At 72.2% G+C, this 11,798-nt stretch carries 10 protein-coding genes; 6 read left to right on the top strand and 4 right to left on the bottom strand.

Annotation, left to right across the window (positions count from 1 at the left end):
• Positions 1-150: 150 nt before the first annotated feature.
• Positions 151-1,512: a type I glutamate--ammonia ligase gene (gene glnA, locus ACTWQH_RS15605; RefSeq protein WP_443287136.1), complete on the bottom strand. Its 1,362-nt coding sequence runs from the start codon at positions 1,510-1,512 to the stop codon at positions 151-153.
• A gap of 404 nt (positions 1,513-1,916) precedes the next feature.
• Between glnA and ACTWQH_RS15600 the strand changes: the two genes are divergently transcribed.
• Genes ACTWQH_RS15600 through ACTWQH_RS15580 form a run of 5 tightly spaced genes read left to right on the top strand, consistent with a single transcriptional unit; the run spans position 1,917 to position 6,484 of the window.
• Entirely contained in the window at positions 1,917-3,437 is a 1,521-nt protein-coding gene (locus tag ACTWQH_RS15600) for an ATP-binding protein (protein ID WP_443287135.1), read from the top strand.
• Positions 3,438-3,473: 36 nt separating this feature from the next.
• Entirely contained in the window at positions 3,474-3,884 is a 411-nt protein-coding gene (locus ACTWQH_RS15595) for a roadblock/LC7 domain-containing protein (RefSeq protein ID WP_443287140.1), read from the top strand.
• The gene (locus tag ACTWQH_RS15590) at positions 3,881-4,282 is read left to right on the top strand and encodes a DUF742 domain-containing protein (protein WP_443287134.1); all 402 of its coding nucleotides are present in this window, start codon (positions 3,881-3,883) and stop codon (positions 4,280-4,282) included. Before ACTWQH_RS15595 ends, ACTWQH_RS15590 begins: the two co-directional genes overlap by 4 nt.
• Complete coding sequence (locus ACTWQH_RS15585) at positions 4,263-4,943, top strand: GTP-binding protein (protein WP_443287133.1); 681 nt, start codon at positions 4,263-4,265, stop codon at positions 4,941-4,943. Before ACTWQH_RS15590 ends, ACTWQH_RS15585 begins: the two co-directional genes overlap by 20 nt.
• Entirely contained in the window at positions 4,940-6,484 is a 1,545-nt protein-coding gene (locus ACTWQH_RS15580; RefSeq protein WP_443287132.1) for a cytochrome P450, read from the top strand. The genes ACTWQH_RS15585 and ACTWQH_RS15580 overlap by 4 nt, the downstream gene beginning before the upstream one ends.
• Before the next feature lie 166 nt (positions 6,485-6,650).
• On the opposite strand, the gene ACTWQH_RS15575 is transcribed toward ACTWQH_RS15580, so the two are convergent.
• Complete coding sequence (locus ACTWQH_RS15575) at positions 6,651-7,655, bottom strand: terpene synthase family protein (RefSeq protein WP_443287131.1); 1,005 nt, start codon at positions 7,653-7,655, stop codon at positions 6,651-6,653.
• Positions 7,656-8,012: 357 nt separating this feature from the next.
• Here ACTWQH_RS15575 and ACTWQH_RS15570 point away from each other — a divergent pair, with 357 nt between their 5' ends.
• The gene (locus tag ACTWQH_RS15570) at positions 8,013-9,788 is read left to right on the top strand and encodes an NAD+ synthase (RefSeq protein WP_443287130.1); all 1,776 of its coding nucleotides are present in this window, start codon (positions 8,013-8,015) and stop codon (positions 9,786-9,788) included.
• 18 nt (positions 9,789-9,806) lie between these two features.
• On the opposite strand, the gene ACTWQH_RS15565 is transcribed toward ACTWQH_RS15570, so the two are convergent.
• Both ACTWQH_RS15565 and ACTWQH_RS15560 read right to left on the bottom strand, forming a co-directional pair.
• Positions 9,807-10,418, bottom strand: a complete 612-nt coding sequence (locus ACTWQH_RS15565; RefSeq protein ID WP_443287129.1) for a hypothetical protein — start codon at positions 10,416-10,418, stop codon at positions 9,807-9,809.
• Positions 10,419-10,463: 45 nt separating this feature from the next.
• On the bottom strand, positions 10,464-11,729 hold the full coding sequence (locus ACTWQH_RS15560; protein ID WP_443287128.1) for a putative T7SS-secreted protein: 1,266 nt from the start codon (positions 11,727-11,729) through the stop codon (positions 10,464-10,466).
• Positions 11,730-11,798 lie beyond the last annotated feature (69 nt).

Raw genomic sequence — 11,798 nt, 5'->3', positions numbered from 1 at the left:
TATCCCCGCCCGCCCGCCCGCTCGGGGGCTCCGCCCCCGGACCCCCGGTCGCCGCCCACACCCCGGCACCCACCCGGGGTGAGCGCCGTCGTCAGCCACCGCACCGGGGTGGGTGAGGGCCGGGCGCCGTCGTCACCGGCCGGGCGGGATCTACAGCACCGGGAGGTTCTTGCGCAGCTCGAACGGCGTGACCTCCGACCGGTACTCCTCCCACTCCTGGCGCTTGTTCCGGAGGAAGAAGTCGAAGACGTGCTCGCCGAGCGTCTCGGCCACCAGCTCGCTGCGCTGCATCAGCGCGATCGCCTCGCCCAGGTTCTGCGGCAGCGGCTCGATGCCCAGCGCGCGGCGTTCCGCGTCCGTGAGGGACCAGACGTCGTCCTCCGCGCCCGGCGGGAGCTCGTAGCCCTCCTCCACGCCCTTGAGCCCGGCGGCCAGCAGCACGGCGTAGGCCAGGTAGGGGTTGGCGCCGGAGTCCAGGGAGCGGACCTCGATGCGGGTGGAGCCGGTCTTGCCCGGCTTGTACATCGGCACCCGGATCAGCGCGGAGCGGTTGTTGTGGCCCCAGCAGATGTACGAGGGCGCCTCGCCGCCCGCGCCCGCCGGGCGCTGGGCTCCGCCCCAGATCCGCTTGTAGGAGTTGACCCACTGGTTGGTGACGGCGGAGATCTCCCCGGCGTGCCGGAGCAGCCCGGCGATGAAGGAGCGGCCGATCTTGGACAGCTGGTACTCCGAGCCCGTCTCGTGGAAGGCGTTGCGGTCGCCCTCGAAGAGGGAGAGATGGGTGTGCATGCCGGAGCCGGGGTGCTCGGAGAAGGGCTTGGGCATGAACGTGGCCTGCACGCCCTGCTCCAGCGCGACCTGCTTCATCACCAGCCGGAAGGTCATGATGTTGTCGGCCGTGGACAGCGCGTCGGCGTACCGCAGGTCGATCTCCTGCTGGCCGGGGGCGCCCTCGTGGTGGGAGAACTCCACGGAGATGCCCATCGACTCCAGCATGGTGATGGCCTGGCGCCGGAAGTCCATGCCGACGTTCTGCGGGGTGTGGTCGAAGTACCCGGAGGTGTCGGCGGGGCTGGGCGCGCTGCCGTCCACGGGCTTGCTGTTGAGCAGGAAGAACTCGATCTCGGGGTGGGTGTAGAAGGTGAAGCCCAGGTCTGAGCTCTTGGCGAGGGCGCGCTTGAGGACGTACCGGGGGTCGGCGTAGGAGGGCGAGCCGTCCGGCATGAGAATGTCGCAGAACATGCGGGCGGTGCCGGGGGACTCGGCGCGCCATGGCAGGATCTGGAACGTGCTGGGTGCGGGCTTCGCGATCATGTCGGACTCATGGACGCGCGCGAATCCCTCGATGGCGGAGCCGTCGAAGCCGATGCCCTCCTCGAACGCCTGCTCAAGCTCGGCGGGGGCGACGGCGACGGACTTCAGGAAGCCCAGCACGTCGGTGAACCACAGCCGCACGAACCGGATGTCGCGCTCCTCCAGCGTGCGGAGCACGAACTCCTGTTGCTTCTCCATAGTGACCCATCCTCGCAGGCGGGAGTTTCCAGGGCATTGCGCATGCGCGCGCACGCGGGACGTGGAGGCGCCGCCCGACCTCCTGTGCACATTGTGGGGCAACGAAGCGCCCGACGCGGGGTGGGGGGCGGCGGAACTTTCGCCGGTTTCCGGCCGGTCGTCCAGGCGTTTTTCCCGCGACACGCGGGGGCCGGGGGGCGTATACCGCAGACCGGACTCGTTTGGGGGAGGTTTCTCCATCCGCCTGCGGAGCAGCCTCGATTCCCCCTACCCTCCCAGTCACATTGCGAGTTGCCGTGGCTACCTTTCGTTGATCGCACGGAAGTGTGCCCGTAGCGGCTCGCACATGTCAGGGGCATAAGCCCTGCCAGAGAGCCACCAAGAATAAACAGAGAGTGATCAGAGTGAGGAAGCCCATGGAGCGTGCCGCCGCATTACCGCGAGACCAACGCCCCGCCCGCGCCGCCCTGTGGGGCGCCGCCCCCGCCCTGGTCGCCGTCTGCGCCGTCGTCGCCACTCTCCTCGCTCCGGCCGGTGCGCGCCTGGAGGTGCTGGTCACCGGGGGCGTGGCGACGCTCGCCGTGGGCCTGCTCGCGGGCGAGACGATGCGGCGCGGGCGGGCGATCGCCGCGCTGCGGGCGCGCCTCGACTCCCACCTGTCGGAGACCGCCCGCCTGGGCGAGGAGGTGCTGCCCGCCGCGATGACCCGGGCCCGCCGGGAGATGGAGCTGACCAAGACCTTCGACCCAGCGCCGGAGTCCGCCGTGGATCCGCGGATGGCGGAGTTGCTCAACAACGTGCTGTTCAAGGTGACGGACACGCTGCGGGAGATGGAGTTGCAGCGCGACTCCGGCAAGCAGGCGATCGTCAACATCGCCAACCGCATCCAGGCGGAGATCAACCGGATGCGCGAGGAGATCGGGCGCATGCAGTTCCGGCACGGCTCGCCCGGGATGCTGGGCGACCTGATGCGGGTCGAGCACGGCATCAACGTCGCGGGCCGGTTCGCCGCGGGCCTCGCCGTGCTGGGCGGTGGCGGGCCGGTACGCCGCTGGACCAACGCGGTCTCGCTCTACGACGTGATGCGCGCGGGCGCCGGGCCGATCAACGAGTACCTGCGGGTGGAGCAGCAGCGGGTGGTGGAGGTCGGGGTGCGCGGCGACGTCGTCGAGCCGCTGATCATCATCCTGGGCGAGCTGCTGGACAACGCCACCCGCTACTCGCCGCCCACCTCGATGGTGATCATGAACTCCGAGGAGGTCGCCACGGGCGTGGAGATCTCGGTGGAGGACAAGGGCACGGGCCTGTCGGAGGAGAAGCGGCGGCGGGCGGAGTTCCTGCTGCACCAGGGCGTTGACGGCATCGACATCGAGGATCTCGGCGAGACGGCACGGCTCGGGCTGCGGGTGGCGGGCATCCTCGCCAGCCAGATCAAGGCACGCATCTCGCTGCGGCCGTCGACCTGCGACGGCGTGCGGGCGGTGGTGTTCGTCCCGCAGGACCTGCTGGCCCCGGCCCCGCCGCTGAAGGGGCCCTCCATCCACAATCCGCACCCGTCGGTGCTCGCGGCCGAGTACGCCGCCACGGCGGCCGAGCCTGCGCAGGACGACATGTACGAGTACGAGCGGGGCCCCAACGGGCTGCCGCAGCGGCGGCTTCGCCGCGCCCTGGACAGCACCCAGCCCGGTCCGCCCCCGCCGCCGCCCCGCGAGGCGGAGGACGCGAACGTGCCCGCGGCCGGACCCGGGGCAACCGGGGAGGGCGCGGACGGCGTGGCAGCGGGGGAAGGAGCGCCCGCCGCGCGGCGGGAGACGGGGCAGTGGGTCGAGGCGTTCTTCGCCGGTGCGAAGTCCGACCCCGACGGCGCCGCACCGGCACAGGCAGGCTCGCAGGCCGCGACCACGGCCGAGAAGGAAGATGAGTAGGACGTGACACAGCATCGGATCAACCGGCTCAAGAACATGGACTGGCTGCTGCGGGACCTGGCCGCCACCGTTCCCACGATCCGGCACATCGTGGTGCTGTCGGCCGACGGGCTGTGCATGGCGCGGCACAGCACCGAGCGGGACAGCGCCGAGCGCATCGCCGCCGCCGCCTCGGGCATCAAGAGCCTGGCCCAGTCGATCGCGGCCGAACTCCCCCCGGAGGACCCGGAGGCGGACGGGCGCGGCGAGGACGTGCGCGTGATCATCATGGAGCTGGCCGGTGGCTTCTTCTACCTGATGTCGGCGGGCGAGAAGTCCTATCTGGCGGTGACGGCGGGCCCCGAGGTCGACCCCGGCCTGGTGAGCAACCGGATGCGGGACCTGGTGCTGCGCATCGGTGAACACCTCTCCAGCGCGCCCCGCGCGCACGAGCGGGCGGCCCCGTGAGCGCGCGCGAGGGGCCGCGCGGCGGCCCGGGGAACGACGCGAGCTCCCGCGAGGGGCCCGCCGTTCCGCTGTACGTGGTGACGGGCGGGGGCTCGGAGGAAGAGGAGGACCCTTTAGTCCTGGATCTGGTCACGCTGGTCGTGGCCCGATCCGCCCCCTCCTCCGGTATGCGCCCCGAACAGGCGGCCATCCTGCGCATGTGCGGGCGCCCGCTGTCCGTGGCCGAGATTTCCGCTCACCTCGACCTCCCGTTCAGCGCCGTCAGCCTGCTCGTCGCCGACCTCAGGTCCGGCGACCACGTGGAGGTCAGGGAGACCCGGGCCGAGCAGGAGCAGGCAGCGGCCGACCCCGATCTTGAGACCCTGAAGGCGTTGATCGATGGACTCCAACGACTCTGAGCTCACCGCCCTGTCCGCCGGTCCCCGGGACGAGGACCTGCTGCCCAGCTCGGCCGAGAAGTCGGTGAAGGTGGTGATCGTCGGCGGGTTCGGCGTGGGCAAGACCACCATGGTCGGCTCCGTCAGCGAGATCCGCCCGCTCACCACCGAGGAGACGATGACCACGGCGGGCGTCGGCGTCGACGACCTCGCCGGGATCGAGGGCAAGACCGAGACGACGGTGGCGATGGACTTCGGCCGCATCACGCTGAACGACCGGCTGGTGCTGTACCTCTTCGGAACGCCGGGCCAGCAGCGCTTCTGGTTCCTGTGGAACGGCGTGATCGAAGGCGCGCTGGGCGCGGTGGTGCTGGTCGACACACGGCGGCTGGAGGACAGCTTCGCCGCCATGGACCGCCTGGAGCAGGCGGGCATCCCGTTCGTCGTCGCCATCAACAACTTCCCCGACGCCCCGCTGCACCCGGTGGCCGAGCTGCGCGCCGCGCTTGACCTGCCCGATCACCTTCCGGTGGTCAACTGCGATGCCCGCAAGCTGGATTCGAGCCGGGACGTGCTGCTGACCCTGATGCGCTACCTCTACACGACCGCGAACGCCGCGAATCCCGCCGCGCCCCACGCCACGACCGCCACGACCGCGACATCGGAGGCACCGACACGATGAGCGACTCACCCACCGTCCCCCCGGCGCAGGTCTCGGCGGCTCCGGCCGCGGGCGGAGCCGCGAGCCCGCCGCCCGGCTGCCCCGCGCACGTGCCCCGCCGGGGCACGGGGCACGGGAACGGTGCCGCACCCGATCCCGGCATAGGGCCCGGCGGCGTACAGCGGCTCTACGGCCCCGGCGTCGCGGCCGACCCCATGGCGGTCTATGACAGGCTGCGCGCCGAGCACGGCGCCGTCGCCCCCGTCCTCCTGGAGGGGGACGTCCCCGCCTGGCTGATCCTCGGCTACCAGGAGATCCTGCACGTCACCCGCAACCCGCGCCGTTTCAGCCGGGACGGCCGCAACTGGCGGGAGTGGCAGGAGGGCAGGGTCAGGCCGCAGGACCCCATCGCGCCCGTGCTGGCCTGGGGCCCGGACTGCACCCACCAGGACGGCGCGGAGCACCAGCGGCTGCGCCAGGCGGTCAACGAGAGCCTGGAGCGCTTCGACCGCCGCGGCCTGCGCCGGAGCGTCGTTTACCACGGGCACAAGCTGATCGACGAGTTCTGCGAGTCCGGGCGTACCGAACTGCTCGGCCGCTACGCCCAGCAGCTGCCGATGCTGGTGCTGACCAACCTCTTCGGGCTGCCGGAGTCCGCGGGCCCGAGGCTGGTGACGGCCAGCCGCCAGCTGCTGATGGGCACGGAGAAGGCGGTCACCGCCGATCAGTACATCCAGCGGACCCTGGGCGGGCTCGTGACGCGCAAGCACGCCGAGCCCGGCCACGACCTGACCTCCTGGCTGATCGCCCACCCCGGCGGCCTGTCCGACGAGGAGGTCGCCCACCACCTGCGGCTGGTGCTGATCGCGGCGAACGAGTCCACGACCAACCTGATCGCGAGCACCCTGCACATGGTCTTCACCCACCCCCGCTTCCACGGCTCGGTGCGCGGCGGCCGGATGACGCTGCCCTCGGCGGTGGAGCAGGTGCTGTGGGACGAGCCGCCGATCTTCGTCTGCCCGGGCGGCTTCGCCCAGTACGACATGGAGTTGGCCGGGCACAGCGTCCGCCGGGGCGACGTGTTACTCCTGGGCCTGGCGGCGGGCAACTCCGATCCCGGCATCCGGCCCCAGCCCGGCGAGCTGATGCACGGCAACCGCTCGCACCTGTCGTTCACGTGCGGCCCGCACGAGTGCCCCGGCCAGGACATCGGCCGGGCCATCACCGGCACCGGCATCGAGGTGCTGCTCGGGCGGCTGCCCGACATCCGGCTGACGGTGGAGCCGGACGAGCTGACCTGGAGCGCGTCCACCTGGTCGCGCCATCTCGACGCGCTGCCGGTGGAGTTCACCCCCCGCGAGCCGGTACGGCCCGCGCGCCCACCGGCGCCGGGCGCGGCGCGTCATGCGGCGCTGCGGGAGCTGGGTGGCGACGAGGAGCTGCTCCCGGCGGAGGGAGAGGCGGAGGCAGAGGCAGAGGCGGCGTCCGGGCCCGCTCCGACGCGGCGGCGCCGCTGGCGCGCGCTGCTGCGCCGCAGCCGTGCCGGCGGCCGGGGCGCGTGAGCTCTCCCCCACCCCGCTCCTTCCTGAACCGGGGCTCCGCCCCGGACCCCGGCCGCCCACACCCCGGCACCCCACCCTGGGGCGAGGGCCGTCGCGAAACGGCGGGCGGCGGCCGTCGCGACACCGTGGGCGGCGGCCGGGGGTCCGGGGGCAGAGGCCCCGGGGGTCACACCGGCGCGGTCAGGTCGCCGATCACGGCGGGCTGCTCGGCCGCGTCAGCGGCGTAGCGGGCCGTCGCCGTCCCCCACAGCTGGTTGCCGATCATCCACGCGCGCAGCCCCGCCACGTACCGCTCCAGGTCGGCGCGCCCCCGGCCGTCCAGGCCCCAGCGGTCCGCCAGCTCCGGCAGCCGCCCGGACAGCTTCAGGAACAGCTCCACCCGCTCCCGCACCATGCCGGCCACCTGCGCCATGGCCTCGCGCCTGCCGCGGCCCGTGTCGCGCTGCCGTATCAGCACGAGGTTGTGCGGGTCCCCCTGCGCCTCCTCCCGCTCCACCGAGTGCACGTCGTTGCAGAGGAAGATGACGTCCCCGGCACAGCGGGTGAGGGTCTGCACCTCCTGGCTGTAGTACGCCGCCCACGGGACCTCGAAGTGCCCGGCCCGCTCGATCAGGTCGAAGCAGGGCGCGGTGCCCACCGCCTGGCGGCGCAGTGCCACGTACGCCGCCTCGTCCAGCCGTACGCCGAAGTGGCGGTTGGTTGCCTCGTCGACGTACGCGCGGAAGAAGCGGTGGAGGTTGCCCGCGGCACGCCTGCGCCAGGCCGGCGACATGCCCTCCGCGCTGCGCCGCCACACGTCGGCGTGGGCGCGGACGATGGGGGCGGTTCGCGGCGGGGGCGGCCCGGGTGGCCGCTGGGAGACGACGGCCAGCTCGGTGGCGAGCGCCGCCGCCCGTTCCGGCTGGTGGCCGAGGTCGCCGTCGAACTGGTCGTCCAGCGGGAAGCCGAGGCAGACGGCGTCGGTCACCAGGTCCAGGTCTCCGGGGGCGGCGTCGGGATAGGCGTACGCGGCGAGGTCTGTCAGCCGCCACTCGCGATAGCGGCGCAGCGCCTCGTCGCCGCGCACGAGGTCGTGGTCGCGGATCCAGGCGAGGTGGTGCTCGCGCGCCCGGTCCGCCTCGGCGTTGATGCTCGCTCGGAAAGGCAGGTAGAAGGCAATGTCCTGGGGCATGTCACTCCCCCTGCTGCTGCCACGCTGACGACGTGGCTCAAATCTGCCCGGGCGTATGCAGTGGCAACCGGAAGGCGGAGATCCTGGCCGAATGACAGGGGGCAGGCGAGTTCAGCCGACATCGCGGCAGCAATCATGCCGCGGGGCACATGCCGCCGCACCTTGCCATGTTCACTTCACGTCACGCGGACGTCATTCCCACGCGCGCACGCAGCCGGAACGCGCCGGCGGCCGGAAACCTCCGGCTCGCGAGCGGCGGAGCGCGCTCGCGCGCCCACGCGCCCGCGCGCACCCCGGTCCGCGCGCCATAGCGTCAGTCGGACGATTAACCCCTCCCGGCGCACTAGACTCGGCGGTGTGCCTCAGCTACGCATCGCCCTCAGCCAGATCGACGCCCGGGTCGGCGACCTGACCGGCAACGCCGACGCCGTGGTCCGCTGGACGCGGCACGCCGCCGAACGCGGCGCCCACCTCGTGGCGTTCCCGGAGATGATGCTCACCGGGTACCCCGTCGAGGACCTGGCGCTGCGCGCCGCCTTCGTCTCCGCCAGCCGGACCGCGCTGCGCGACCTGGCCGCCCGGCTGGACGCCGAGGGCCTGGGCGAGCTGCCGGTGCTCGTCGGCTACCTCGACCGGGCCGAGGAGTCCGAACGCCCGCCGGGCAACGTGGGCCAGCCCGCGGGCGCCCCGCAGAACGCCGCCGCCGTGCTGCACCGGGGCGGGGTGGCGCTCTCCTTCGCCAAGCACCACCTGCCGAACTACGGCGTCTTCGACGAGTTCCGCTACTTCGTCCCCGGCCAGACCCTGCCGGTGCTGCGGCTGCACGGCGCCGACATCGCGCTGGCGATCTGCGAGGACCTGTGGCAGGACGGCGGCCGTGTCCCCGCCGCACGGGCGGCGGGCGCCGGGCTGCTGCTGACCATCAACGCCTCGCCGTACGAGGTGAACAAGGACGACACCCGGCTCGACCTGGTGCGCAAGCGCGCGGCGGAGGCGGGCTGCGCGCTGGCGTACCTGGCGATGGCCGGCGGCCAGGACGAGCTGGTCTTCGACGGCGACTCGATCGTCGTCGACCGGGACGGCGCGGTGCTGACGCGCGGGCCGCAGTTCGCCGAGGAGTGCCTGCTGATCGACCTGGACCTGCCCGCCGCCTCGCCCGCCCGGGAGCCCGGCGAGGCCGGCGAGGGCCTGCGCATCGAGCGCGTGGTGCTGTCCGACGCGCCGCTGCCGGCGTACGAGCCCCGCTACCCGGCGGGCGCGCCCGGCCGCTTCGCCGAACGCCTCGGCGACGACGAGGAGATCTACCGCGCGCTGGTGACGGGCGTGCGCGCCTACGCCGCGAAGAACGGCTTCCGCTCGGTGCTGATCGGCGTCTCCGGCGGCATCGACTCCTCCCTCGTGGCCGCCATCGCCTGCGACGCGCTCGGCCCGGAACACGTCCACGGGGTGGCCATGCCCTCCCGCTACTCCTCGGAACACTCCGTCGCCGACGCCACCGAGCTGTCCCGCCGCACCGGCCTGCGCTTCCGCACCGTGCCCATCGGCCCGATGTTCGACGCCTACATGGGCGGCATCGAGCTGACCGGCCTCGCCGAGGAGAACCTCCAGTCCCGCCTGCGCGGCACCCTGCTGATGGCGATCTCCAACCAGGAGGGCCACATCGTCCTGGCTCCCGGCAACAAGAGCGAGCTGGCCGTCGGCTACTCCACGCTCTACGGCGACTCGGTCGGCGCCTACGGCCCCATCAAGGACGTCTACAAGACCCTCGTCTACCGCCTGGCCCGCTGGCGCAACGCCGACGCCGAACGCCGCGGCGAGGTGCCGCCGATCCCCGAGAACTCGATCACCAAGCCCCCCAGCGCGGAGCTGCGCCCCGGCCAGGTCGACACCGACTCGCTCCCCGACTACGAGGTGCTGGACGCGATCCTGGAGCGCTACGTCGACCGCGACCAGGGCCACGAGGAGATCGTCGCGGCGGGCTTCGACCCCGAGCTGGTCACGCGGGTGCTGCGCCTGGTCGACACGGCGGAGTACAAGCGCCGCCAGTACCCGCCGGGCACGAAGATCTCCCCGAAGGTCTTCGGCAAGGACCGGCGTCTGCCGATCACGAACGGCTGGCGGGAGGGCCGCTGACGGTCGCCGGGGGCGGCGTCAGGCGGGTTCCACGATCAGGCTGTTCGCCATGTCCAGCGCCGCGTCCATCATCAGCGCGGCCAGCCCCGACCTGTTGAAGGTGATGGTGAACTCGATCACGCCCTCGGGGTAACACTCGGGCAGGACGTAGTGGGTGAGCTCCTCGATCAGCGGCTGACGGCCGTCGTCGGTCGGGGCGTCCTCCACCGTGAGGATCTCCTTCACCTGGCAGGCGGGCCCGAGCGGCAGCGTCACGAGCTCGATCTCCGGCTCCCGGAACCGGCGGGAGCGCGGCCCGCGCACCACCTCGGCGATCGCCTCCACCGTCCGCCCCGCGTCCGGGCTGTCCCGGGGCACCAACCACGCGACCGCCGCCACCAGGGGCCGCGTCTCCGGCGGCGTCAGCGGCACGTACACCGCCACGGGCCCGGCGCTGTTCTCCTGCGCGATCTCGTCGAGGAGCTTCAGCTCGGGCAGCAGCGCCTTAGCGTACCTGCGGTACTTCCGGTCGAGCACCCCGGCCCGCTGCGCGACCTGCCGCGAGACCATCTGGGGCGCCCCGGGCTGGCCGACGGGAAAGTAGATCCACTCGGGCTCCAGAAAGTTGAACTCGCCGATGATGCCACCCACGTGACGTCCTCTCCTGTCTCGTCCGCGTCGTCCCCCCGCTCGCCGTCAGAACAGCTCCCTGTCGGCCCACTGCGCCACGGAGACGCCCGCATCGATGGTGTCGGTGATGGCACCGTAGTCGCTGAATCCCTGAATGGCAGCCATCGCCCCGAGCGCCCCCGATGCCTGCAGCGTCAGCCCTCGCTGGCCGGCCGCGGCGACATCGGTGACGTCGGAGCCGCGGCCCACCAGAGAATAGGCCCCGCCGCCCCGGAACGTGAGGTCGTCCCACGCCTGCCGGCCCACCTGCCGGACGAAGTCGCCAACGCTGCGAGGAGCCTGACTGGCGGCGTCGCTGGCCGCGTCCATCAACTGGCGTCTGTTCGCGCTCACCGCCGTTCGAGCCGAGCTCACGCGCTGGATCGCCGGCACCGTTCCGCGCCCCGCCCGGACCAGATCGTCGTAGCCCCTGAGCCGATTGGCCGTGCTCACCATCCTCGACGTCCTTCCCAGCGCGCTGACGATGCCCCCGGTGGCGAGGCCGAGAACATCCATGGCGGCCGCCCCCCACTCGCCGTTGACGACGTTGCCGAGCAGGGACAGGGCGGTGCCCGCGATGGCGATGAACGCCAGCGCCTGGCCCAGGAAGGGCACCCAGCCCAGGAAGATGGACAGCACTCCGGCTATGGCGGCGATCGCGCCCGCCCATTCGCCGACGGTGGCCATGAAGTCCTGGAACGCGCCCCACAGGCTGCTGGAGTTCTTCAGGCCGTCGTTGTCGATGAACTCGTTGATCGCGTCCGCCGCCCGCTGCGCCGCGCGGTCCTTGTCGTCGACGATCGTGGCCAGTTGGTCGCGCAGGCTCTGGATGGTGGCGTTCGCCGTGTCGATCTGGTCCTGATAGTCCTGGTGCTCGTCGTGGTTGTCGGCGTCCTCGTCCTCCGACTCCGACGCCAGCGGGCCGTACGTGTCCAGCGTGTCCTGCTCGGTCACGGCCTGGGAGCGAAGTTCCTCGCTGTCCTCCTGCGCGGACTTCAGCTCCGGCCAGTACTCCTCCAGCGCGTCCGCCGCCGCCGCGTAGCGGCCCTTGGCGCGGATCACCGAGTCGGATAAGTCCGTCGACCGCTCCCGGAAGGCGTCGGCCGTCTGGCCCACCCACGTCTGGGAGTCCTCGTGCACCGAATCCAGCGTGTCGGAACACCGCTGGATCAGATCGGCCATGTTCCGGTACCGCTCGGCGGCCTCCTTGACCGCCTCCCAGTCCCCCGGCACCGGATCCGACCCGTCGTCCGTCAGCGGCGACCAGTCCCGCGCGCGCGGCGGATCAACCACAACAACCCCCCATGACGCCTTGCATGTCTGTCAGTTGGTCAAGATGCCCCCGTGGCGTGGTCGTTGCCC

It is taken from the genome of Streptomyces sp. 6N223 (genome assembly GCF_052246635.1).
Taxonomy (GTDB): domain Bacteria; phylum Actinomycetota; class Actinomycetes; order Streptomycetales; family Streptomycetaceae; genus Streptomyces.
The sequence above is the reverse complement of the archived record's forward strand: the minus strand, read 5'-3'. Positions and strand labels throughout refer to the sequence as shown.

Bases quoted from the DNA above. Each gene is read 5' to 3' on its own strand.
- ACTWQH_RS15580 (WP_443287132.1), top strand. From the start codon at position 4,940: ATGAGCGACTCACCCACCGTCCCCCCGGCGCAGGTCTCGGCGGCTCCG.
- glnA (WP_443287136.1), bottom strand. From the start codon at position 1,512: ATGGAGAAGCAACAGGAGTTCGTGCTCCGCACGCTGGAGGAGCGCGAC.
- ACTWQH_RS15585 (WP_443287133.1), top strand. From the start codon at position 4,263: ATGGACTCCAACGACTCTGAGCTCACCGCCCTGTCCGCCGGTCCCCGG.
- ACTWQH_RS15575 (WP_443287131.1), bottom strand. From the start codon at position 7,655: ATGCCCCAGGACATTGCCTTCTACCTGCCTTTCCGAGCGAGCATCAAC.
- ACTWQH_RS15595 (WP_443287140.1), top strand. From the start codon at position 3,474: ATGGACTGGCTGCTGCGGGACCTGGCCGCCACCGTTCCCACGATCCGG.